This is a genomic window from Streptantibioticus cattleyicolor NRRL 8057 = DSM 46488, assembly GCF_000240165.1.
In the GTDB taxonomy this organism is placed as follows: domain Bacteria; phylum Actinomycetota; class Actinomycetes; order Streptomycetales; family Streptomycetaceae; genus Streptantibioticus; species Streptantibioticus cattleyicolor.
Window position 1 is genome coordinate 328785 of sequence record NC_017586.1, and the last position, 23542, is coordinate 352326.

15 protein-coding genes and 2 pseudogenes are annotated in these 23542 nt (G+C 74.1%); 13 read left to right on the forward strand and 4 right to left on the reverse strand.

The features are described from left to right. Positions 1–4 precede the first annotated feature (4 nt). A complete protein-coding gene (locus SCATT_RS01245) occupies positions 5–1282 on the reverse strand; it encodes an SGNH/GDSL hydrolase family protein (protein ID WP_014141047.1) in 1278 nt (425 codons plus the stop codon). 200 nt (positions 1283–1482) lie between these two features. Next, the gene (locus tag SCATT_RS01250) at positions 1483–2679 is read right to left on the reverse strand and encodes a PP2C family protein-serine/threonine phosphatase (protein WP_014141048.1); all 1197 of its coding nucleotides are present in this window, start codon (positions 2677–2679) and stop codon (positions 1483–1485) included. Positions 2680–3222: 543 nt separating this feature from the next. Here SCATT_RS01250 and SCATT_RS01255 point away from each other — a divergent pair. Next, positions 3223–5016, forward strand: coding sequence for a carbohydrate-binding module family 20 domain-containing protein (locus SCATT_RS01255; RefSeq protein WP_014141049.1), 1794 nt, complete (start codon positions 3223–3225; stop codon positions 5014–5016). Positions 5017–5074: 58 nt separating this feature from the next. On the opposite strand, the gene SCATT_RS01260 is transcribed toward SCATT_RS01255, so the two are convergent. Further along, a complete protein-coding gene (locus SCATT_RS01260; RefSeq protein WP_014141050.1) occupies positions 5075–7447 on the reverse strand; it encodes a GH92 family glycosyl hydrolase in 2373 nt (790 codons plus the stop codon). Between the two features lie 150 nt (positions 7448–7597). Here SCATT_RS01260 and SCATT_RS01265 point away from each other — a divergent pair, with 150 nt between their 5' ends. From SCATT_RS01265 to SCATT_RS01280, 3 genes and pseudogenes are all read left to right on the forward strand, one after another. Continuing rightward, positions 7598–8110, forward strand: a complete 513-nt coding sequence (locus tag SCATT_RS01265; RefSeq protein WP_014627279.1) for a winged helix-turn-helix domain-containing protein — start codon at positions 7598–7600, stop codon at positions 8108–8110. A gap of 86 nt (positions 8111–8196) precedes the next feature. After that, positions 8197–9445: pseudogene (locus SCATT_RS35890) on the forward strand (MFS transporter). An 85-nt stretch (positions 9446–9530) separates the two neighbouring features. Further along, positions 9531–9914 carry a DUF2267 domain-containing protein gene (locus SCATT_RS01280; protein ID WP_014141054.1) on the forward strand — a complete coding sequence of 128 codons (384 nt, stop codon included), beginning with the start codon at positions 9531–9533 and terminating at the stop codon, positions 9912–9914. Between the two features lie 185 nt (positions 9915–10099). Here SCATT_RS01280 and SCATT_RS01285 read toward each other — a convergent pair whose 3' ends face one another. Continuing rightward, positions 10100–10369: a WhiB family transcriptional regulator gene (locus SCATT_RS01285; protein ID WP_014141056.1), complete on the reverse strand. Its 270-nt coding sequence runs from the start codon at positions 10367–10369 to the stop codon at positions 10100–10102. A 252-nt stretch (positions 10370–10621) separates the two neighbouring features. On the opposite strand from SCATT_RS01285, the gene SCATT_RS01290 reads away from it, so the two are divergent. From SCATT_RS01290 to SCATT_RS01340, 9 genes and pseudogenes are all read left to right on the forward strand, one after another. Further along, positions 10622–10858 (forward strand): hypothetical protein, encoded by a 237-nt coding sequence (locus SCATT_RS01290; RefSeq protein ID WP_014141058.1) that lies wholly within the window; start codon positions 10622–10624, stop codon positions 10856–10858. Positions 10859–10977: 119 nt separating this feature from the next. Continuing rightward, positions 10978–11733: pseudogene (locus SCATT_RS01295) on the forward strand (aminoglycoside phosphotransferase family protein). A gap of 859 nt (positions 11734–12592) precedes the next feature. Continuing rightward, positions 12593–14665 carry a hypothetical protein gene (locus SCATT_RS01300; RefSeq protein WP_239013292.1) on the forward strand — a complete coding sequence of 691 codons (2073 nt, stop codon included), beginning with the start codon at positions 12593–12595 and terminating at the stop codon, positions 14663–14665. Between the two features lie 14 nt (positions 14666–14679). After that, complete coding sequence (locus tag SCATT_RS40690) at positions 14680–15882, forward strand: hypothetical protein (protein WP_407696643.1); 1203 nt, start codon at positions 14680–14682, stop codon at positions 15880–15882. Continuing rightward, a complete protein-coding gene (locus SCATT_RS01310; RefSeq protein ID WP_014141063.1) occupies positions 15837–17828 on the forward strand; it encodes a DUF6603 domain-containing protein in 1992 nt (663 codons plus the stop codon). Before SCATT_RS40690 ends, SCATT_RS01310 begins: the two co-directional genes overlap by 46 nt. A 52-nt stretch (positions 17829–17880) precedes the next feature. Next, entirely contained in the window at positions 17881–18423 is a 543-nt protein-coding gene (locus SCATT_RS01315) for a hypothetical protein (RefSeq protein WP_014141064.1), read from the forward strand. Positions 18424–18492: 69 nt separating this feature from the next. Next, positions 18493–19953, forward strand: a complete 1461-nt coding sequence (locus tag SCATT_RS01320) for a polymer-forming cytoskeletal protein (RefSeq protein WP_014141065.1) — start codon at positions 18493–18495, stop codon at positions 19951–19953. Positions 19954–20006: 53 nt separating this feature from the next. Further along, the gene (locus tag SCATT_RS01325; protein WP_014141066.1) at positions 20007–21335 is read left to right on the forward strand and encodes a hypothetical protein; all 1329 of its coding nucleotides are present in this window, start codon (positions 20007–20009) and stop codon (positions 21333–21335) included. Between the two features lie 1011 nt (positions 21336–22346). Beyond that, positions 22347–23531: a zinc-dependent alcohol dehydrogenase gene (locus tag SCATT_RS01340; RefSeq protein ID WP_014141068.1), complete on the forward strand. Its 1185-nt coding sequence runs from the start codon at positions 22347–22349 to the stop codon at positions 23529–23531. The last annotated feature ends 11 nt before the right edge of the window (positions 23532–23542 follow it).

Genomic DNA, 23542 nt, shown 5'->3' on the forward strand with positions numbered 1-23542 from the left:
GGGGTCACCGGGTGCAGCGCAGGGCGGCCGGGGCGATCGCGCCGGCCAGCGCGCGCATCCCGGCGTCGTCCGGGTGCAGGTGGTCGCCGCTGTCGTAGGCCGTGTCCATCCGGTCCGGCTGCCGAGGGTCGCGTACCGCCCGGTCGAAGTCGGCGACCGCGTCGAACTCGCCGCTGCGGCGCAGGAATTCGTTGACCTGGCGGCGTACCCGCTCCCGGGCCGGGGTCCAGGCCGGGAAGCCGCCGAAGGGGAGGACGGTGGCGGCGACCACGCAGCGGTGGGCGGTGTGCGCGGCGGTGAGCAGGCGGCGGAAGCCGGCGACGAGTTCGGCGGCGGTGGCGCCGGTGGTGCCGTATTTGATGTCGTTGACGCCTTCGAGCACGATCACGGTGCGGACGCCGGGCTGGGTGAGGACGTCCCGGTCCAGGCGGGAGAGGGCGCTGGGGCCGGTGCCGTCGTGGAGCAACCGGTTGCCGGAGATGCCTTCGTTGGCGACGCCTTCGGCGGGTGCGGTGGGGTCGGCGCGCAGCCGGGCGGCCAGCAGGTCGGGCCAGCGGCGGTTGGTGTCGGGGGTGGAGTTGGCGCCGTCGGTGATGGAGTCGCCGAGGGCCGCCACCGCGGTGGAGGCCCGGCCGCGGGGTGCGGTGACGGCCACCGAGTCCAGGTAGTACCAGGAGGTCAGGGTGGTGGTGTAGCCGTCGGGGCGGTCCTGGCGGGCGTGGTCGCCGGTGGCGGCGTAGGAGGTCTGGTAGGCGAGGACGTGGCCGGTGCCGGGTCCGGTGGCGGCGCGGACGTAGAGGCTGACGGCGAGGTCGGCGTGGGCGGGCACGGTGAGGGCGACCGGGTCGCTGGAGCGGTAGGCGCCGGGGGCGATGGTGACCGTGGTGGCGCCGCCGAAGGTCACCGGGCGGTTGCCGCCGCGCCGTACGGCAGCGCCGCGGTCGCGTACCCCGGCGTAGACCGGGCCCAGGGTGACCGGGTGGTCGCCGAAGACGTTGGACAGCCGCAGCCGTGGTGTCCGGCCGGCGGTGCTGGTGTGCACGATGAAGCGGTAGGTGCGGCCGGGGGTCACCGCGCCGAGCCGCTGTGCGGAGGCGGCCCAGGTGACCACGGGGGCCACCGGGTGCGGCCGGGCCGGGTCGGGGTGGCCGGGTGCGGCGAGGGCGACGGGCGCGGGGAGCAGCGCCGCCGAGGTGAGCACCGCCAGGGCGGCCACCGCGCGGCGCACGGTGCGCCGGGGTACGTGCTGGACGGTTCCGCCGTCGTCCGCCGGTCGTCGCACCGCGCACCACCTCCGTGGTCAAGGGGCCTGTGGTTCCAGCCCAGCACCGGGCGCGCCGGTGCGCAGGCCGGGGCGGGCCGTCCGGGCCCGGCCCGGTCAGGATGCCCGTGCCCGGGGCGGGACGGACGGGCCGGAACCGGTCGGGGTCGGCGGGCCGGGATTGGCCGGTGGGGGCGCTTCACAGGCGGTGCGCGGGGGGGTCACAGGCGACGGGGCTGCCATTCGACGAGCAGGATGGTGGCGTCGTCGCTGAGGTCGTTGCGCTGGTGGTCGAGGATGGCGTGGATGAGCAGCCGCAGCACCTCGGCGGGCTCCTGGCCGGCGGCGGAGGAGCGGATGATGAAGTCGGTGAAGCGGTCCAGGCCGAACTCCTCGCCGTTCTCACCGCGGGCCTCGGTGACCCCGTCGGTGTACAGCAGCACCCGGTCGCCGGGTTCCAGCGCGGTCTCGTGGACCTCGCGCACGGTCGGGCCGAGCCGGAACGGCAGCCCCATCGGGGGTTGCGCGGGGCGTTCCAGGGCGCGTTCCAGCACCCGTTCGTCGCGGATCAGCAGCGGTGGCGGGTGGCCGCAGTTGCACCAGCGCAGGACGCCGGTGTCGACGTCGAGCCGGCAGACCACGCCGGTGCAGAACTGGTCGGGCAGCCACTGGGCGAGCGCGTGGTCGACGGTCTCGATCATGTCCGGCAGGTCGGCGCCGGAGCGGCGGGCGTTGCGGCTGCCGGCCATCACCACGGCGGTGGTCAGCCCGGAGGCGAGGTTGTGCCCCATGGCGTCGAAGATGCTGGCGTGCAGGATGTTGCGGGTCACCGAGTGGTCGAAGGCGTCGCCGCCGAGGTCGTAGGCGGGTTCCAGGACGGCGGTGGAGGTGACGCCGGGGCGGCCGACGCTGCGGGGCGGCAGGAAGGCGCGCAGCATCTCGGTGTGCAGTTGCATGGTCTCGGTGCGGGTGCGGGCGACGAACCAGTCGCTGTAGGCGCGTTTGGAGGTGACCACCATGGAGACCACGGCGGCCAGCATCCGGCACCGGCGCAGCCGGACCCCGTCGAGCACCCGCGCGCGTACGCACAGCACCCCGAGGCGTTCGGCGCCGTCCACCAGGGGCACCCAGACCGTCATCGTGTCGCCGCACTCGTGGACCCGCAGCGAGAGCGTGCGGTAGGCCCAGCCGGCCTCGGAGGAGTTGACCGGCCGCGTCTCGGCGTCGTCGTCGAGCGGGATGAGCAGGCGCTGCTGGAGGTCGACGAGGTAGACGGTGGCGTCGGCGAGCCCGAGGACCTCGGCGCAGCGGTCGATGACGCCCGGCAGCTGGTAGGGCACCGCCGTGTGGGCTTCGGCGAGCAGCCGTTCGAGCTGGGTCTCGTCGAGCCGGGCGGCCCGGTCGTCCTCGTCGGCCATGCCACCACCTCCGCCCCCTCAGTCTCACATCGATCCGTTCGGCTCTCATTTCCGGCCAGTGGCGGGCCGGGGCGGGTGGCGTGGACCGCTCGGCCGTGGGTGGTAAGAAGTTTCCGCAAGGTGACGAAGGAGTTTCCACCGACGTCTTGACGTGACCAGGACATTTGGAGGATGGTCGTGGCGCACCGTCGGTCCTCGGCCGGCGTGGTCAGGGCCGGCAGCCGTCCGGTCCCGGTGTGGTACGACCGCCTGTCGGCTGGCGCGGCTCCGGGCGGGCGAGGCCACGTCGTCGGCCATGCCGTGAGGTCCTCCTCGTCACCAGGTCGCCACCGCCCGCGGGGCGGTACCGGCGGCGCGCGGACGGTCCGGCCCGGCCGGGCGCGCGTGCCGGGCGTCGCGGGCAGCGGCGTCCCGGACGGCGGGGCCGGGGACGCGGTGCGGGGATTCCGATGCCCCGAACGGCCCGGCGGCACCCGGGTGAGCCGCGCGCTCCACCCGGACGCGTACCCGGGTACCGCCCCGACCCCCACCGGGAGACAACCGATGCTGCGCCATGCGCACGACCGGCCGGCCCGCCGCCGGCCCAGCAGACTGCGTGCCGCCCTCGCCTCCGGCGCCCTGCTCACCGCCGGGCTGGTGCCCCTGACGCTGACGGCCGCCGCCGGCCCCGCCCGGGCGGCCACCCCCTCCGGCGACGTGATCGCCAACCTGTTCATGTGGAACTGGCCCTCGGTGGCCAGGGAGTGCACCGACGTCCTGGGCCCGGACGGCTACGGGGGCGTCCAGGTCGCCCCGCCGGCCGACTCGCTGTCCACCTCCGGCCATCCGTGGTGGGAGGTCTACCAGCCGGTCGACTACCACCTCACCAGCCGGATGGGCGACGAGTCCGCCTTCCGGTCCATGGTCGCCACCTGCCGCAAGGCGGGCGTGAAGGTCTACGTGGACGCCGTGATCAACCACACCTCCGGCGTCGACGGCACCTCCTACGGCGGCGTGACGTACACCAAGTACGCCTACCCCGACTACACCGACGCCGACTTCCACCACTACCCCGCCGACTGCCCGCAGTCCGACGGCCAGATCCACAACTGGAACGACTACACCGAGGTCACCCACTGCGAGCTGCTCCACCTCGCCGACCTGCGCACCGAGTCCGCGCACGTGCGCACCACCCTCACCAGCTACCTCGACAAGCTGATCGACTACGGCGTTTCGGGGTTCCGGGTGGACGCCGCCAAGCACATCGGCCACGAGGACCTGGCGGCGATCGAAGCCCAGTTGCACACCACGGCCGACGGCACCCGGCCCTACATCGCCCAGGAGATCGCGCCCGGCGGCACCGGCGACCTGTCCCCCGCCTCCTTCGAGAACACCGGCGACGTGCTCGGCTTCGACTACGCCGACGGCCTGAAGTCGGCCTTCACCGGCTCCCTCGCGAGCCTGCGGAACTTCTCCGCCGGACTGCTCGGCAGCGACCAGGAGGAGGTGTTCGTCCAGAACCACGACACCGAACGGGACGGCTCCACCCTCAGCTACCGCGACGGGGCGGTCAACACCCTGGCCACCGAGTTCGAACTCGCCTACGGCTACGGCACCCCGCAGGTCTACGCCGGGTTCGACTTCACCGGCAAGGACGACTCCCCGCCGGCCGACGCCTCCGGCCACGTCACCGACACCACCTGCGGCACGGGCTGGGAGTGCACCGACCGGATCCCCGGGGTGGCCGCGATGGTCGGCTGGCACGACACCGTGGCCGGCGCCCCGGTGGCCGACTGGTACGACGACGGCGCCGATCTGATCGCGTTCGGCCGGGGCGGCAAGGGGTGGATCGCGCTCAACAACGGCTCCACCGCACAGCAGCGCACCTTCGCCACCGGGCTGCCGGCCGGCTCCTACTGCGACGTGATCCACGGCCGGGCCACCGCCACCGGCCCCTGCACCGGCCCGGCCGTCACCGTGGACGCCGCCGGCGACGCCACGGTGACCGTGCCGGCCAAGGACGCGGTCGCCATCGACGTGGCCGCCCGGGGCACCAGCACCACGGCCACCGTCCCCGTCTCCTTCGACCCCACCGTGACCACCTGGTACGGGCAGAACGTCTACGTCACCGGCTCCCTCCCGGCGCTCGGCGGCTGGGACCCCGGCAAGGCGGTGGCGCTCTCCCCCGCCGACTACCCGGTGTGGAAGGCGACGGTGGCGCTGCCGGCCAACACCCCGTTCGAGTACAAGTACGTCAAGAAGGACCCGGACGGCACGGTGGAGTGGGAAAGCGGTGGCAACCGCACCGCGACCACCGGTGCCTCCGGCGGCCTGACGCTCAACGACACCTGGAAGTAAGGGAGTTCGGAGCCACGGCCGGGCCGCCACGCGTGTGGCGGCCCGGCCGCTGCCGGCTTCAGCCCACCGTCGGCCGGGGGGCGTCCTGCGGGCGGGTGCCCCAGTCCGACGGGCGGGCGTTGGTGGTCAGCGTGATCTCGTGGGCGGCCCGCAGGTCGGCGGTGGTCAGGTAGGTCGCCCGGTGCGGGTGTCCGGCGACCCGCACCGAGGTGAGGTAGCGCCCGCCCTCGTCGGCGCCGGGCGCGTCGAGGACGAGGCGGCCGTGCGGGAAGTAGGCGCGGTCCAGGGTGAGTTCGACCCGGTCGAAGGCGGGGGTGGTCAGCCCCCACACCGGTGATCCGGGCTGCACCGGGTACAGGCCCAGGCAGGAGAGCACCGCCCAGGCCGACATGGTGCCCAGGTCGTCGTTGCCGGTGATGCCGTCGGGGCGGTCGGAGAAGAGCGACAGGTGGCCGCGGACCACGTCGGCGGTCTTCCACGGCCGCCCGGTGGACAGATAGGTGTACGGCGCGCCCAGGTCGGGCTCGTTGTCGGGGTTGTAGACGGCGTGGTGGTAGTAGTCCGACGGGCTGTGCACCCACACCCGGCGGGTGGTGGCGTCGGGGTCGGCGAGCAGCCTAGGGTAGGCGAAGAAGGCGTCGAGCCGCTTGTCGGCCGCGTCCCTGCCGCCGATCAGGGCGAACATGCCCGGCAGGTCCTGCGGCACCAGCCACTGGTATTGCCACGCGGTGCCCTCGTGGAAGCCGACGGCGTCCTTGGGGTCGGCGGGGCCGGTGAAGGCACCCTTGGCGTCGCGGGCCCGGAAGAAGCCGGTCCTGCGGTCGAAGACGTTGCGGTAGTCGCGCCCGCGCTCCCGGAAGCGGCGGGCGTCCTCGTCGTGGCCGAGCGCCTGCGCCATGGTGCCGAGCGCCGCGTCGGCGAGCGCGTACTCCAAGGTGGCCGACGGCCCGTGCGCCGGGTCGAAGTCACCGGGCTTGTGCTTGGCCTTGGGCTCGTACGGAACGTATCCGAGCCGCAGGTAGGCGGGGTTGCCGCCACGGCCCTCGAACGGCGAGGCGGCGGACGGGACGCCGTCGGCGTTGCGCTTCAGCGCCCGGTACGCCTCCTCCTCGTGGCCGGCGAGCAGCCCCTGGTGGAAGGCGCTCACCAGGAACGGGGTGACCGGGTCGCCGGTCATGGTGTTGGTCTCGACGGTCCCCAGGCCCCACTTGGGCAGCCAGCCGCCCTCCTCGGCGATCCGCAGCAGGGAGAGCGAGGCGTCGCGCAGTTCGCGTGGTGCCAGCAGGGCCAGCAGTTGGGCCTGGGTGCGGTAGGTGTCCCACAGCGAGAAGTTCTGGTAGTAGGTGAACCCCTCGGCGTGGTGGATCCGCCTGTCGTAGCCGGTGTAGGCGCCGTCGGTGTCGCTGCCGGTGTTGGGGGCGAGCAGCGCGTGGTAGAGCGCGGTGTAGAAGGTGCGGCGGCGCTCCGGGGTGCCGCCGTGCACCCGGGCGGTGGCCAGCCGCTGTTCCCAGGCGCGCCGGGCGGCGGTGCTGGTGCGGTTGAAGGTGCCGCCGCCCTCGGCGTCCAGGTTGCGGCGGGCGCCGTCGAGGCCGGTCCAGGAGACCCCGGTGACCGCGGTGACCACCTTGTCGGCGCGGGTGTCGAAACGGACGTAGCCGCCGCGTGGTCCGCCGCCGGAGGTGGTGCGGGCGCCCGGGGTGACGCGGGTGCCCTGCCACAGGCCGTGCGCGGTGAACGGCCTGCTGAAGCGGGTGACGGTGTACACGGTGTAGGGGCGGGTGTCGGCGCAGAAGCCGTGTCCGGTGACGCTGGCGGCGACGGTGCGGTCGTCGAGTACGGTCACCTTGCTGGAGGTCACCTTGTGCAGTGCCTGCCCGGCGTTGATCAGTACGTTGGCGGTGCGGGTGGCGGGGAAGGTGTAGCGCTGCCAGCCGGTGCGGGTGGTGGCGGTCAGCTCGGCGGTGATGCCCCCGTAGGAGGAGAGCCGGACGCGGTAGTACCCGGGGGACGCCTGCTCGCCGGCGTGGGTGAAGGACGCCGCGTACTTGGCGTCGTCGGTGCGGGTGACGGCCCCGGTGGTGGGCAGCAGCGGTACGTCGCCGCCGGCCGCGCAGCCGGCCCCGGACAGGTGGAGCTGGCTGAAGCCGCGGATCCGGGTGTCGTCGTAGCCGTATCCGGAGAAGTGCCCGGTGTCCGGTGACACCTGCACCATGCCGAACGGCACGGTGGCGCCGGGGAAGGTGTTGCCCTGGTTGCGGGTGCCGGTGAACGGGTTGACCTCTGCGGCCAGTTGGCGCTCGTTGGGGTCGTGAGCGGCGATCGCGGTGCCGGGCGCGGTGACGGCCAGCGCGACGACGCCGGCGGCCAGCGAGCGCAGGGCGGACCGGCGGGGCGGGCGCGGGAGGCGGGGGAGGTGGCGGAAGGATCTCACGCCCTCACGATCCGTCAGCCCGCGGCGGGCGGCGCGCGGTGAGGTCCGAACGAGGGCGCGGTGACGGCCCTTCCGGTGAGCGGCCGACCGGGCGGATCAGTTGCAGAGGACTCTGTGCAGAGGACTCTCTGCACCGGTACGCTCCCCGCCATGACCGAAACCACCGGGGCCGGCGGACCGGCACCCCGGCACGTGGACGCCCGCACCCTGCGCGGCCTGGCCCACCCGCTGCGCATCCACATCCTGGAAGTGCTCAAGCTGGAGGGGCCGGCCACCTCGGCGGGGCTCGCCGAACGGCTGGGCGAGAACACCGGCACACTCAGCTGGCACCTGCGCCACCTCGCCGCCCACGGCTTCATCGAGGAGGAGACCGGGCGCGGCACCCGGCGCGAACGCTGGTGGCGGGCGGTGCGCTCCACCATGGTGCTCGACTCCGCCGAGCTGCGCGCCGACCCCGCCGCCCGCGGCGCGTTCGCCGTCTCCGACTGGACGCACCTGCGGCTGACGCCCGACCGGCTGCGCGCGCTCACCGAGGAGCTGGCCCGGGTGGTCGCGAGCTACGCGCCGGATCCGGACGCCGAGCCGGAGGCGGACGCGCTGCCGGTCGTCGTCCAGGTGCAGGCGTTCCCGTACCGGGCGCCCGGCGCCGGGGACGAGGGGTGAGAGCGGCGGCGGCCCGGCCGGCCCTGCGGGGCGCGCGCCCACAGGGGCCCGGCGGACCGCTGCGGCGCCACCGCGATTTCCGGCTGCTGTGGTGCGGACAGACCACCGCGAAGTTCGGCACCGCGGTCGGCGGTGTAGCGATGCCGCTGGTGGCGCTGACCGCGCTGCGGGCGGACACCTTCGAGGTGGGGGTGGTGGGGGCCGCCGCCTGGCTCCCCTGGCTCCTCGTCGGGCTGCCGGCCGGTGCCTGGGTGGACCGGCTGCCGCGCCGGGCGGTGATGGTGTGCGCGGACGTGGCGGCGCTGGTGCTCTTCGGCAGCGTGCCGGTGGCCGCCTGGTGCGGTGTGCTCACCATGGCGCACCTGCTGGCCGTGGCCCTGCTCGGCGGGGTGGCGGCGGTCTTCTTCCAGACCGCCTACAGCGCCTGTCTGCCCGGTCTGCTCGACCCGCGCGACCAGGCGGAGGGCAACGCGCGGCTGCACGGCAGCGCCTCGGCGGCGCAGATCGCCGGGCAGAGCGCGGGCGGGCTGCTGGCACAGGCGGCCGGGGCGGGGGACGGGCTGGCGGCCAACGCGGCCGGGTTCGCCGTCTCGCTGCTGTGCCTGGCCCGGATCCGGCACCGGGAACCGCCCCGTACCGCCCGGCGCGACGGCACCCGGCTGCGCCACGAGGTGGCGGTGGGGCTGCGGCTGGTGCTGGGTGACCGGTGACTGCGCACCCTCACCCTCTTCGGCGCCGCCTCCAACCTCGCGCTCATGGGGTACCAGACGCTCCAGGTGGTCTTCCTGGTGCGGTGGGTGGGGCTGCCCGCCGGTGCGGTCGGGCCGCTGATCGCCGCCACGGGCACCGGCGGGGTGGCCGGGGCGGCGCTGACCCGGCGGGTGGCGGCCCGGCTGGGCACGGCCCGCGCGATGCTGGTGTTCGAGCTGGTGGTGCCGGTGCCGGTGCAGCTCATGCCGCTGACCACACGCGGCGCGGGCGCGGTGCTCTTCGTGGCCGGCGGCTTCTGCGTCTCGTGCGGGGTGGTGGCCCGCCAACGTGCTGAAGGCCGGGTTCACCCAGCGCTACTGCGCGCCCGGGGTGCTGGGCCGGGTCACCGCGAGCGCCGCCTTCCTCAACTACGGCACGCTCCCGCTGGGCGCCCTGCTCGGCGGTGCGCTGGGCGAGTGGCTGGGGGCGCGCACCGGGCTGTGGATCACCACGGCCGGGGTACCGCTGTCGGCGCTGATCCTGTTGTGTTCTCCGGTCCGGCGGGTACGGGAGCTGCCCGGCGGTTTCGCCCCGGGCGGCTCGGGCAACCCGGCGGACGACACGTACGCCGAGCAGGGAGCGTGAGACGGCCGCGGGCCCCGGCAACCCGTCGGCCCCGTGCTCCGGCCGGCGACCACACTCCGACGACGTCAGCAGATTGGAGCAGCCCATGGATTACCCGACGTTCCTGGCCGCGGTCCGCGAGCGCGGCCACTACGACCGGGCGGAGGCCGAACGGGTCACCACCGCGGTGGTGGGCACCCTCGGCGACCGGCTGGCCCCGGGCACCGCGGGGAACCTGGCCGACCAGTTGCCCGCCGAGCTGTCCGAGACCCTCAACGACGCCCGGGCGCTCCCCCGCGACTGGGGGGTGCGCGAGTTCGTCCACCACGTGGCCGAGACCACCGGGGACGACGAACGCACCGCGGAGGCCCACACCCGTACCGTGCTGTCGGTGCTCGCCCAGCAGATCGGCGGGGGCGAGCTGGACAAGACGCTCAGCCAGCTGCCCTCGGGGTACGCCGACCTGTTCGGGGTGGCGGAGCTGCGCTGAGCGCCGGCGTGGTGTGACGCGGCGGGCGGGACACCGGGCGCCCGCGGCCTTCGCGACGGGCCGCGGTCGCCCGGTGTCCCGTGCGCGGTCGGCGCTCGGCCGGGTTCGGTAAGGGTCCGCCGGCCGCGCCGGTGCGGGTCGTGCCGGAGCTTGTCGTCGGCTTCCGCGCCGGCCCGCGCGGGCGGCTAGCCCCGGTGCACACGATGGCGTACGCGGCGCTCCTCGCGGCGGGCCGCGAGATGGAGCAGCCTGCGTTCATCGGGGTCGGTGCCGCCCCACACCCCGCTGTCCTGACCCATCGTCAGTGCCCAGTGCAGGCATTCGTCGGCGACCGGGCAGCCACGGCAGACCTGTTTGGCCGCCTCGGTCTGGAGCTGGGCCGGCACTCCGGTGCCGACCGGGAAGAACAGTTCCGGGTCCTCGTGCCGGCAGGCGGCACGGTCACGCCACGCCATGACGTCGTTCCTTCCAGGAGAGGGCGGGCGGGCTTCGGTCTCATCCACGTCTCCCCGCCGGCCGCCGCCCGGTCCGGTGGCAGCGGCGGGTGATGCGTCCCGGGGTACCCGCCGAACGCGTCATCATGCCTGCCACGCACGGGAGTTGGGGCGCGGCCCGACGCCCCCCCGGGCGAGCCGCATGGCCACGCGCACCGACGGGTACGCGAAGCCGGACGCGAACCACGGCGACCAGCGAAGGAGCGGCACACCATGACGGCGGAACGGCGCACCGAGGAACCGGGCGGCCGGGCCAGGGCCGTCCCCCGGGACATGCCCGACCAGCAGGCCGGACCCGACGACACCACCGCACCGGCGGCCGGCGACACCGCGGACGAGCGGCCGGACGAGACCCTCCCCGACACCGACCAGGCCGGCACCGGCCGCCGCGGCGCCCCGCACCACGGCGGCGGCCACGGACGCCAGGTGCCCGCGGAACCCCCCGACTGATCCGTCCGGCCCGGCGGGCGCAGGCCGGTGTTAGGGCAGGGCGCGGACGTGACCGGCCGCGTCCTCGCACGCGACAAACCCGGCGACATCGACGACCGGCCTCGGGATACTGGGCGCCCATGGATGAGGTCGAAGTCGTCGTCGCCCATTCCGAGCGGGCGACGCTGCGCGTCGGTGACGTGTTCTTGAAGGTGGACGCGGATCAGGCGCGGACCGATGTCGAGGTCGAGGCGATGGCGCTGGCGCCGGTCCCGACCCCGCGGGTCCTGTGGCGCGAGCCGCCGGTGCTCGCGATCAGCGCGGTCCCGGGGAGGGCGCTGGGCCGTCTCGGCGAGCCGTCGAGCGCGTCCCCGGCGGCGTGGGCGGCGGCGGGTGCCGCCGTCCGGAAGGTGCACGACGCGCCGTTGCCGCCCTGGCCCGGCCGGGCCGGCCGGGGTGGGTCCCGACGCGTTGGCGGCGGAACTCGACGGAGAGTGCGCGCGGCTCGTGGCGGACGGCGTCCTCCCCGCCGACCTGGTGAACCGCAACCGCCAGGTCGCCGAGGCCGCGTTCCGGCCGTGGACTCCGGTATTCACCCACGGTGACCTAACCTACAGATCGCTCACGTGTTCGTCGACGGCGACGAGATCACGGGCATCATCGACTGGTCCGAGGCGGGCCGGGGCGATGCCCTGTACGACCTCGCCACCTTGACGCTCGGACACGAGGAACACCTCGGCGACGTCCTCACCGGTTACGGCACCGACGTCGACCTCGACGTGATCCGCGCGTGGTGGTCGTTGCGAAGCCTGCTGGGGGTTCGCTGGCTGGTCGAGCACGGCTTCGACCCGACCGCGCCGGGCTGTGAGGTGGACGTGCTGAGGGCCCGGATGTGACCTCGTGGCCGGCTGCCGGATGGGGGCGACGCCGGGCGCCGCCCCGCGAAGACGGGGGCGCCGGGGCTGGTCAGGGGAGGTGGAGGTGGTGGCCGTCGAGGGTGTTGCTCGACGGCCACCGATCCGCTCCGGTGGCCGGGGCGGAAGGTGGCGGGGCGGAAGGTGGCGGGGCTGTGGTTCTTCAGCGGGGCCGCCCAGTTCGGGGTCGGGGTGGCCCGCACGGAGGCACCGGCTCGTCGCGGTGGCGTGGAACACCTCGTCCCAGTGGCTTCTTTCGGACATTCCTTGATCAGCGGACTGTGTCTCCTGTGATCCGGTGCAGGCTGTGGGGTGGCTGAGCCATGATTCCCACGGCGCCGGGCACCTGATGTCGGCACCGCGGCTTCCCCTACCCCGCATCGTCATGCCCAGGAGCGAGCCCAGTGCCGGAAGCACACGTGCCCATCCCGCGGAACGACACCACAGCGCTCACCAAAACCCTCTACTTCGGTGTCGATCCGAAGAAACCGGGTGTCCCCAGGACCGTGAACGTCCGGGAGATCGAGCCCGGCATCGCCGTCGCCGCCACGCTCGGTTCGGTCGACTTCGGCTACACCTGGGGCCTGTTGACCGGCCGTAGCAACGCCGGACTGGACGAGCACGAGCGCGCCCTGGGCCGCAAGATCCTCACGCAGCCGCGGTTCCCCTGGCAGACCGGCGACCAGCCGGGGAACGACGGCTTCGGGAACTACGTCACGAGGCTGATCGGATCGCTGAAGCAGACGTCGAAGGGCAGGAGCAACGACCGCAACTGCGGGGACGGGCGAGGGGCATGGGCCGCCATCTCCTTCCCTGGGGCCGTGTCCTGCAGGCCGAGGGCATGCTGTTGCGGCCCGACGTCCTTCTCGCCAACCTCCTCAACCGCGCGGTCGGGATCCTCTCCGGGGCCAGCGACGACCGCCCGGTGGACGTACCGGTCTCCTGGAAGCCGTGGGAGTACCGCACGGTGCGGACCGCGCTCTCGGAGGCGCTCGCGCTCGGGGCGGAGGCGCCGCTGCGCTACATCCAGTCCGGTTTCGACGACTTCGGAGTGCTCAGCCAGGAGCCGATCCGGGCGCCGCAGATCGTGAAGGAGGCCGGGAACACGGTGGCGCGCTTCGTGATCGACCTGCACGCCGCGGCCGGTTCCGACAGCGGCTTGAGTGAGCTGGCCCGGCGGATGGTGCGCACCGAGGCCGCGCGGCGCCGCGCCTGGACGCTCAACGAGAAGGCGGTCAGCGAGGAGTTGGGGCTGCCCTCCCGGGAGTCCAGCCAGCACGTCGGCAAGGACCTGTACTGGGAGCACCACCTGCTCAAGGACCCGACCACGCTCACCCGTGAGGTGGTCACCAACCCGAAGACCGCGACCGCCGCCGGCTTCATCACCAACGGCAGGCTCCTCTTCGATGTCGCCAACAAACAGGATCTGGCCTGGGCGGTTCTCGTCGCGCTGGAGGCGCCCCTGCAGAAGGGCGTCACCGCGCTGCTCGACCTGTTCACGCTCGGCACCATGGGCCGGCCGATCGAGAAGGCCGTCAGCCTGCTCATGCCGAGCAACCTCTACGCGCTCGTCAACAGCGCCCGCTGGGTGGAGACCTTCGTCGTCAAACCCCTCATGCACCAGCAGGCCGAGCGCTTCCTGCTCGCGTCGGGCGTCGGCGCGGTGGCGGCCGTGGACGCGTTGGTGAACGAGAAGCTCTCCGTCTTCGCCGAGGCCGCCCGCAAGCAGTTCAGCGGCGCCAACGCCAAGAAGGACTTCGCCCAGCAGGTCCAGCGCAAGAACGACAAGGAGAACAACCGCAAGAAGCTGATCGCCCAGGCCCGGGAGGGAACCGAGCCGCCTCCCCCCGCACCCGAGAACTCCAAGATCCCCGGATACCTCCAGCAGGGCGCCGCGCTGGTCTGGAACTTCGCCGCCGACCAGGTGCCGGTCCCGTTGCCCGTGCCGACTCTCCAGCAGCTCCAGGTGGGTGCCAACGCCTCGGCCTCCCGCGGGGAACGCGGCCTTCAGCGAGCAGGTCGAGCGTTACGTCGCCCAGCACCGGGGCTACTACCTGGAACGCAACAAGGCCCTCGCGGAGCGGGTGTCCGGGGGTCCGACGCCGAAGGTGAGCACCGCGCTCGGCCGCAAGGAGACCGCCGTATGAGCCTGTCCACCGCGCGGCTGAAGGAGATGATCGGGGCGGCGGCGGGGGGCTTCGTCCTGTCCGCCGCCGAACTCGCGGTACCCGAGGCCGAGCCCCTGTTCGCGGACTGGCTCGGTGGCGACCTGGTGCTGGAGAACGGCACGGGTGACGCGGAACGGCTGCTGGTGCGCGGCACGCTGGCCGGCGGCGCCGAAGAGCTGTCGGGGCTGCCCGCGTCCGTACGGTTCTCCAGCGCCGAGGACGGTGGCGGTGAGGCGTACGTCACCGGTCTGGAGATCGCGGTCACCTGGCCGGGCTGGGCGGTCGACACACCGTTCCTCCAGCAGGACATGAGCGTGCTGGAGCGAGGCGGGTTCGCCGACCCGCTGGTGGTGCTCTCCGCGCGGCCGGACGGGTACGGCCAGGTGCTGCCGATGGCGCTGCCGGCCGCGGCGCTCGGTATGGAGGGCGCGCCGGGGGTACCGGCGTACGTGAAATTCCTCCCGGTCGCGGAGGACCCCTCGGACGGGGCGCGGGCGCGGCCCCGGCGGGCCACGGCCGTCGGTGAGTTCGGCGACGGCCTCGTCTTCACGTCCACCGAGGGCCTGGCCGCGCTGCCGTTCCTCGCCCCCGGCGCCGTGGACGGTTGGCAGCTCCCGGCCCCGTCGCCGCCGCGCTGTCCTCGCTGCGCGTCACCGACGCCACCGCCGAACTGCACTGGGACGGCGGCGTGTTCGCGCGGGCCGGTGTCGGTGTGGAGCTGGACACGGAGGGCGGCTGGACGCTGATCGACGGCCTGCTGGTGCTGGACGGCTTCTCCGGCTGGCTGACGGCGGAGACCGGGCGGGGCGACGAGCCGCCGCGGGTCTCCGGCGGACTGGCGGCGCTATTGCGGGCGGGGAACTCACTGGAGCTGGAGGCCGGGCTGGCGGTGCCCGGCGGTGCTGTCTCCGGCTCCGTGTACCGGCCCGAGGGCGGACTGGACCTGATCGGCGACGAACTCCCCGACGGGCTGAGCCGGTCGGCGACCGAGCTGGAGTACTGCTACGTCCACTGCGATCCGGCCACCCGCGACTACCTGCTGGCCCTCGGACTGGACCTGGAGTGGGGGTTCATCGACGGGCTGGCGTTGACCGGGCTGATCCTGGAACTGTCCGGAACGGGCGGGGGGACGCCCGCCGCCACCGTGATCGGCACCCTGCGGCTGGGCGGCGCGGACGACCAGATGGTGGTGTGCGGAACCCGGGACGCCGGTGGTGCCTGGTCCGTCTCCGGCACCGTCACCGACATCTCCTTCCGGGGCTTCGCCGACTGGTTCGCGGACACGTTCGGGACCCGGCTTCCCGAGGCCGTCGCCGGACTCGAACTGTCCGAGGTCTCGCTGGCCTTCGACCACACCGGCGGCGGGGAGTTCCGGTGCTCCGGCGCCCTGCCGCTGGGCGAGACCACCCCGGCTGCCGCCTTCGCGCTCCGGGCCGCGGTCGGGCGCGACGGGGGCGGCAAGCGGACCGTGGAGTTCAGCGCCACCCTCGACGTGGCGGTGGACCTCGGTGACGGCGAGCCGTACCCGATGAGCTTCGACGTGGAGCTGGGCACCGGTGGCGACGGCACCCGGCTGACCGCCTCGTGGACGTCCGACGGCGAACCGGTCCCCGTGCTCACGGCGCTGGCCGCACTCGGCCTGGACGGGCTCGGCGAGTTGGAGGACGCGCTGCCGGCCGCGCTCCGCCCCGCGCTTCGCGCGCTCACCCTGGCCTATGACGCCGGCGCCGGGCGGACCGTGGTCACGGCGAGCACCGAGCGGCTGACCTTCACCGTGGCGTCCGTACGGGACGCGCTGGGCAAGCCGCTGTGGGCGCTCCAGGCGGTGGTCGCGGTGGGCCTGGGGCTCTCCCAACTCCCCCTGCTGTCCGGCCTGCTGCCCGCCGGGGCCGAACTGGCCGTGCGCGCGGTGCGCCGGTGGCCTCCTCCGCGCCCGTCCCGGGGCCGCTGCTGGCCGAGCTGAACGAGGCCGCGGGCGGGACGCCGTTCCCCGTGCTGGACAAGGCGGAGGGCGGGCTGCCCGGCGGGGTGTGGCTGGCCCTGGAGTACACGGCGCCGGGGCTGGACGCCGGGCTGCTGAGCCTGCCGGTGGGCGGGAGGAGCCCGTCCGGCGCGACTCCCCCGGCGCTCCCCGCCGCACCGGGCGGAAGACCCGCCACCGTGTCCGGCGCCCCGTCGCAAGGGGACCGGCCCGGCGCGTGGGTGGAGCTGGGCCGCGTCTTCGGCCCGCTGCACGTCCGGCGGATCGGCGCCTCCTACGAGGCCGGGACCGTCTGGCTCATGGTGGACGGGGAGTTCACCGCCTCCGGGATCAGCCTGTCGGTGTCCGGGCTGGCGCTCGGCGCGGACCTGGACGCGGAGGGGTTCCCGGTACGGACCCGACTGGGCGGGCTGGGCGTCGAGTTCGCCAGGCCGCCGCTGCTCGTCTCCGGCGCGCTGGTGAACCGTGTCCCGCCGCCGGAGGGCTACGAGCTGATGGTGGGCGGCATGCTGGTGGTGCAGCTTCCGCAGCTCGGTCTGACCGTGGTCGGCGCGTACCAGCGGCGCCGCGACGGCATGCCCTCGCTGTTCGTCTTCGGCCGGGGCACGATGGCGCTGGGCGGGCCGCCGCCGTTCCGGGTGCGCGGGTTGGCCGCCGGGTTCGGGTTCAACAGCTCCGTCCGCGTCCCCGGCGCCGGGGAGGTCGAGCGGTTCCCCCTGATGTCCGGGCTCGACGGCAACCTGCCCGAGAATCCGATGGAGATGCTGGACCGCCTGTCCGGCGAGTGGGTGAGTTCCGAGCCGGGGCAGCTGTGGCTGGCGGCCGGGATCGACTTCACCTCCTTCGAGTTCATCACCGGGCGGCTGCTGGCGCTCCTGGAGGCGGGCGACACGCTGACGCTGGCCCTGCTCGGCACCGCGCGCGCCGCGTTCCCCAGGAAGGGGCGGGCGTACGCGCAGATCAAGCTGGAACTGCGGATCGTCCACAGTTCCGCGCGCGGCGCCTTCGAGGCCGGTGCCCAGCTGTACGACTCGTACGTCATCGACCCCAACTGCTCACTCACCGGCGGCTTCGCGTACACCATGTGGTTCGGCGACAGCCCGCACGCCGGTGACTTCGCGCTCACCGCGGGCGGCTACCACCCCGGCTACGAGCCGCCCGGACACTACCCACAGGTCCCGCGGTTGGGCTTCTCCTGGTCGCTGGGGCTGCTGGGCCGGCCGCTGGCGCTGGTGCGCGCCCGGGTCCGCATCGACCTGGACGGCCCGGCCCACTACGACCCGGCCTGGCGCAACCTCCTCGACCCGGAGCCGTCCGCGCTCACCACCCACCGCTGGCCGGTCCGGCTCGGCGAGCGGGACGACCTGGGCGACGGGCTCCTGGCCTACGTCCACGAGCGGGACTACGGAACGCTGCACACGGTGCTGGACACCGACGACCTCGCGGATCTGGAGGACCCCGGCGGCTATCTGCGTCCCATCGGGACCGGCACCGGGCTCGCCGTGTCCGCGCGCCCGCCGCACGAGCACACGTCCGGCAGCACGACAGAGCTGACCTTGCTGATGGACCCGTACGGCACCGTGCACGCCACCACCGGCATCCTGCCGACGGCCGCCCTGCTGCTCCCGTCGGGCGCCTTCGAGGAGCCGCTGGCCGCGCTGACCGCCGCGTTCCGGTTCGGCCCGATGCCGGTGCTGCCCAGCCGGGTGGAAGGGGACGCCCGCGGCGACGCGCCGCAACTGGCGCTGCCCGTGCCCTCGGGGCGCCACGGCACCTGGACCTGGGAGCAGCGGACAGCGGACGGCGGCTGGCGCAGCCACCCCACCCGGTCCGCGAGCACGGCGCCCGACCTGCCCGCCCCCCGCCCCGAACTGCGTACCGGCTGGCTCCAGTTGCACCCCGCCGCGCCGCAGGAGGACACCCGATGACCGAGCCCGACCGGTCCCCGGCGATACGCCGCCTGGAAACACGGAGGACGTCATGACCGCCCCGCAGCAGCAGACCGGCGGTGCGGCCACCACCGGTGCCACCCGGCTCGGCTATCTGCACACCACCGTTCCGGAGCAGGTGTACGCGAGCCGCCCCGACGGTGAACTCGCCGTGTGCGACCTGCGGATCACCGTCACCAACCACACCCCCGGCCCCGTCTACTGCCCGCAGCTCACCATCCGCCTGCCGGTCGGTGCCGGCGCCGCCCAGTTCGCGCGGTTCGGCGCGGGCATCACCGCGCAGGCGATCCCCGCCACCTGGACCGTGACCGCCGTGCAGGACGACGTCCTGATCGCCGTGCCGGACAGCGGTGCGGCCCGGTTCGAACCCTCACCCTTCGGTTCGGCCCGGGCCCCGACCCCGAGCCTGGTCGTCGAGTTGCGCGGCATCCGCGTGAACCGCGATCCGGGCACCACCGTCGTGCACGTCGACGAACTCGCGGGCACCGCCCCGGCCGGCCCCTGGAGCGCGGCGTCGCACACCATCTCGATCGTCAAGCGCGCCCCGCACTCCGCCCCCGGCGACGAGAGCTGACCGTCGCCCGCCCAAGCACCGCCCACGCACCGCCCCGACCCGACCGCCCGCACCCGTCACGGAGCCCGCATGACCCGCACCCCACCGGCCGTCCGCACGGACGACGAACTGCCCGTCCCCTCGTACGTCCTCGGCCAGGGCCTGCTCGACTACGCCCTCACCAGCACGCCCTACCCCCTCATGGCCAGCCCCGCCACCGGGGCGCTCACCCGCGCCGACGTGACCCTCGTCGTCTGCGCGGCACCCGGCGAGCAAGTGCTGTGCGGCGAACTGACCGTGGAACTCCCGCTCGGGGACGAAGCGCAAGCGCTGGTGTCGAGCGCGGACGGCATCGAAGCCGTTCCCTCCGACAGCTACTGGACCGTGACGGTGGAGACGGTGACGGGCCGCGTCCGGATCACCCTGACCGCCGCCGGCTCGGGCTATGTCTTCGACGACGGCTTCCTGGTGCGTCTGCGGAACCTGGGCATCGCCCGCGCCGTCGGCGGTACCTGGATCGACGTGGCGGAGAACGCCGTGCCGCTCGGTGGCGCGGCCGGGACGCGGGGCGGGGCGCCGGTCCGGCTGGAGAACGCCAAGGCACCCTTCCGGCCCGCCGTGGAGGCCGGGTCCCCCAACCGCTTCTCCGCCCACCGGTACTCCGGCAGCGGCGCGGACACCGCACCGGCCACCCTCGTCGCGGCGGGTTCGCCGGTCACCTTGCGCTGGCAGGACCGGCAGGGGGTGACCAGGCGCCTGTTCGGGGACTTCCTGCCCGAGGACGCGGGCCCGCACGATCCGCGCGAGGGCCTGGACGTGACCGACCGGGCCCGGCTGGACAGCGCGCCACTGCTCCGCCCGGCCGTCTTCACCCTGCGCACCACGGACACCGCCACGGGAGCGATCAGCGACGAGAGCGTGACGGTGCAGGTGGACTCGCCGACCTGCGACGGACTCACCCTGACCGGCCCGCTCACCCCGCGCGAGGGGAGGGTGGCGTTCGACATCACCGGGTCGTTCTCGGTGAACGGCGCCCTGAGCGTCGAGGGCACGCTCGGCGCGGGCGAACTGCGCGCCACGGGAGAGGCGACCGCGTCCGGCCCCCTCCGGACGTCCGGTGGCGCCACGCTCGACGGCGCCCTCACCACCGGCGGACGCCTGAGGTCGGACGGCGAGGTCGTCGCCGGACACGTCAGCACCGGCGACCTCACCGCGCACGAGCGGGTCCAGATGTTCGGCACCCCCGAAACCGCGACGATCAGCAGCGGCTGGAAGTGCTCGGCCGGGACGGACGGCCTGTACGCCGGACATCTCACGCCCCCCAACCCCTACCTGACGGCTGCCGACCTGGAGGTCGTGGTCAACGGCGTCGGTGGCGAGCGGAAGACCGCAGCCGGCGTCGAAAGGAAGGAGGAGTACGGGGCCCTGTTCCTTCCGTTGCTGCGCGGAGACACGGTGCAGACCGGGGGCGTGGCCAGCACACACGTCGGCTTCCAGCGCGTGTTCTGGATCCCGTTCGGCACGGGCGGCTTCCCAATGACCCCCAGCTGAGCCGCGATCCCCCACATCCGCCAGCCACGCCCCGACACACCGGAAGGTCACCGATGGCTACGCCCGCCGGCACCCTGCTCACGCACACGCTCTACTTCGAACCGGACCCGCCGCAGGCCGGCTCCTCCGACAACGCGGACCCCACGCTCAACCTCCTGGTCACCAACGGCGGTTGGACCATCGTCCGGTGCACGGCCATCGCCCTTCAGATCCCCGCCGGCTCGCGCGCCAAGGACCTGGTCGCCGACGGCTCGGCCGTCGGGGTGGTCTCGGTGCCGGAGGGCTGGAGCGCCCGGGAACCGGTCCACACCAACAAGTTCGCCCGCTTCACCTTCGTGCCCGACCAGGGGTTCGCCGACATCGCGCAGCAGACGCTGCGCTTCGTCCTCGCCCCGGTGCCGCTCAACGACGAGGTGGGCGTGGCCTATCCGCACGTCGTCGAGACCGCCGCACCGCAGGGCCAGGAACCCGCCGAGCGGTCGGTCACCCTCCGGATGCCCAAGTTCCCGGCCGGAGTCCGCACCAGGCCCCAGCCGGGCACCAACCTCGCGGTGTTCGCGCCCGGCCACGAGGAGGGGGACGCGCCGGTCGTGCGCGTCGCACACGGGGCGAGCGTCGAGGTCGCCTTCACCGCCGCACCGGGGCTGGCCCGTACCCTGCACTGGCGGGACAGCGACCGCGGCGACCCGGTGCCGGACGGAGCGGACCGTGTGGTGTGCGGGCCGCTCACCCAGGACACCACGTTCACCCTCCAGACGGTCTCCGAGGCGGGCGGCGAGACCGTGAGCCGCTACGACACGGTGACGGTGGCCGTGGACGTCCCCGGCCACCCCGAGGTGCGCGTCGTGCGGGCCTCCGCGGGACCGCAGGAGATCGCGCTGCCCACTTCGCCGCCCGCCGCGTCGCTGACCCTGGGCGGCGACCTGGACATCGCGGCAGGCCTGGACGTGGTGGGCTCCCTGACCGCCTCGGGGCCGCTGACCGCTTCCGCGCTGAGCGGCGCCTCCCTCGACTACGCCGGCACCGTGACCGCCCCCGCCCCGCTGGACGTCGACGCGCTGGCCGCGGGCACGCTCGCGGCGACCGGGGGCCTCACGGCCACCGGGACCGTGCGGATGATGCGAGCGGGCCGCGAGGAGCTGTCCTCCTCCGGCGGGACCCGCGTCGCGGACACCGACGGGCTGCTCGTCGCCACCGCGCGGGGCACACGCGGGCCCGTCCACCTGGCCGTCACCGGTAAGCCCACCTTCCGCACCACCACCAGGAACGGGGACGGCGCGCTCGTCGCCCCGGTCCACGCCGACACGCGGATGTCCTGGGCGGTGGAAGGCGACGTCGGGGAGGGCGAGGTGCGCTTCTACTGGTTCGCCCTCGGACTGTGACGACCGCACGCCAGGACCGTCCCCCAACCCCCGCCGCCCAGGAGGTCCCTCCCATGTCCCCGCACTCCGGCACCCCGTTCAGCGCCCGCCGCAACGTCCCCGGCGACGCCCGCAGTCTGCCGCCCGCGACCCGGGTCTCCCACGGCGAGTCCGTCGTCCTCTACGGGGACGGTCCGTCCGGCCCCCACACCCTGTTCACCGACCGGGCGCCGCACGGGCAGCCGGTCACCCTCCCGCACACCACCGAACCCCTCACCCGCGACACCGTGTTCACCCTCCGGACCTCGACCGGCGGAGCGACCCAGTACCACACGGTGACCGTCACCGTGGACACCCCCGAACTGCCGGGTCTGAGGACGGACGCGCTCCGGGGCGACCTCAGCCTGTCCGTACCCGCGGCGCTCACCGTCTCCGGGACCGTCGAGGTCTCGGGCGCGGCGAAGGTGGACGGCGCCTGCGTGGCGGGCGCCATCCGGGCCGCCGGACACGTGGAGACCGGGACGGTCACCGTGACCGGCGACGTCACCAGCGGCGACGCGGACTCCCGCCTGGAGATCGCGGACCTGCGGGTGGCGCGGGGGACGGAGACCGCACACGGCCTCTCCATCACCGGCGGCCCGGCCGCCCTCTTCGGCACGCCGCTCACCGGCGCCGCGAACGCCCCGAGGACGGCTTCGTCGTGTCCCTCGGCTCCTACAAGGACATGGAACTCACCGCCACCTCCGCGGACGGCACGTCCACCACGACCCGGGCCAGGGCCGCCGGAAGGTACCCATGGACAGCGGGAGCCCTCCCTCTTCATGTGGGCGACCGCGTGGAGGTCACACCCACCGACGCCCACGTCCACGTCGTCCCCCTCGGCCACGCGGGCACCCACACCGCCCCTGACGCCGCCGTGGCGGAGCCGGACCACACCTGACGACGTCCACCGCCACCCCGCGTCCCGATCGCGGGTTTCCCTCCCCCGGGCCACGGACACCCGGACCGGGGAGAACTGCGAAGGAGGCGACCATGCGGGCTGTGACCTGGCACGGACGGCGGGACGTGCGCGTCGACACGGTGCCCGACCCGAAGATCGAGGAGCCCACCGACGTGATCGTCCGGGTGACGACCACCGGCATCTGCGGCTCCGATCTCCATCTGTACGAGGTGATGGGCCCCTTCATCGACCCCGGGGACATCCTGGGCCACGAGCCGATGGGTATCGTCGAGGAGACCGGCCCCGAGGTCACCGCGGTGCGCCCCGGGGACCGGGTGGTGGTGCCGTTCAACGTCTCGTGCGGCACCTGCTTCATGTGCGAGCGCGGACTGCACTCGCAGTGCGAGACCACCCAGGTGCACGAGCGCGGCACCGGCGCCGCGCTCTTCGGCTACACCAAGCTCTACGGCCAGGTCCCCGGCGGCCAGGCGCAGTACCTGCGGGTGCCGTTTGGCAACACGCTGCCGGTCAAGGTGCCCGAGGGTCCGCCGGACGAGCGGTACGTGTACCTGTCCGACGTGCTGCCCACGGCCTGGCAGGCGGTGGAGTACGCCGCCGTACCGCCCGGCGGGAGCGTGGCGGTGCTGGGGCTCGGCCCGATCGGCGACATGGCGGTGCGGATCGCGCTGCACCGGGGCGCCGGGCGGGTGATCGGGGTGGACCTGGTGCCCGAACGGCTGGCCAGGGCCGCGGAACGCGGGGCGGAGACGGTCGACCTCAACGCCCACGACAAGGACCTCGCCGAGGTCGTCCGGGGGATGACCGACGGACGCGGCCCGGACGCGGTGATCGACGCGGTGGGCATGGAGGCGCACGGCGCGCCGGCCGCCAAGTTCGCCCAGCAGCTCACCGGGCTGATGCCCAGCGCGGTCGCCCGCAAGCTGATGGAGCGCGCCGGGGTGGACCGGCTGCACGCGCTGTACGCCGCCATCGACATCGTCCGGCGCGGCGGCACCGTCTCGCTCAGCGGGGTCTACGGCGGCGCCGCCGATCCGCTGCCGATGCTGACCATGTTCGACAAGCAGATCCAGCTGCGGATGGGCCAGGCCAACGTGCACCGCTGGGTGGACGACATCCTCCCGCTGCTCACCGACGCCGATCCGCTGGGCGTCGAGGGGTTCGCCACCCACACCATGGCGCTGGAGGACGCGCCGCACGGCTACGAGACGTTCCAGGCCAAGCGGGACGGCACGGTGAAGGTGCTGCTCACGCCGTGACGAGGGGCCCG

Excerpts from the sequence above, each read along its gene's own strand:
- SCATT_RS01290 (WP_014141058.1), top strand. The coding sequence starts at position 10,622 with ATGACGGCGGAACGGCGCACCGAGGAACCGGGCGGCCGGGCCAGGGCC.
- SCATT_RS01340 (WP_014141068.1), top strand. The coding sequence starts at position 22,347 with ATGCGGGCTGTGACCTGGCACGGACGGCGGGACGTGCGCGTCGACACG.
- SCATT_RS01280 (WP_014141054.1), top strand. The coding sequence starts at position 9,531 with ATGGATTACCCGACGTTCCTGGCCGCGGTCCGCGAGCGCGGCCACTAC.
- SCATT_RS01265 (WP_014627279.1), top strand. The coding sequence starts at position 7,598 with ATGACCGAAACCACCGGGGCCGGCGGACCGGCACCCCGGCACGTGGAC.
- SCATT_RS01315 (WP_014141064.1), top strand. The coding sequence starts at position 17,881 with ATGACCGCCCCGCAGCAGCAGACCGGCGGTGCGGCCACCACCGGTGCC.
- SCATT_RS01255 (WP_014141049.1), top strand. The coding sequence starts at position 3,223 with ATGCTGCGCCATGCGCACGACCGGCCGGCCCGCCGCCGGCCCAGCAGA.
- SCATT_RS01320 (WP_014141065.1), top strand. The coding sequence starts at position 18,493 with ATGACCCGCACCCCACCGGCCGTCCGCACGGACGACGAACTGCCCGTC.
- SCATT_RS01250 (WP_014141048.1), bottom strand. The coding sequence starts at position 2,679 with ATGGCCGACGAGGACGACCGGGCCGCCCGGCTCGACGAGACCCAGCTC.
- SCATT_RS01300 (WP_239013292.1), top strand. The coding sequence starts at position 12,593 with ATGCTGTTGCGGCCCGACGTCCTTCTCGCCAACCTCCTCAACCGCGCG.
- SCATT_RS01285 (WP_014141056.1), bottom strand. The coding sequence starts at position 10,369 with ATGGCGTGGCGTGACCGTGCCGCCTGCCGGCACGAGGACCCGGAACTG.
- SCATT_RS01325 (WP_014141066.1), top strand. The coding sequence starts at position 20,007 with ATGGCTACGCCCGCCGGCACCCTGCTCACGCACACGCTCTACTTCGAA.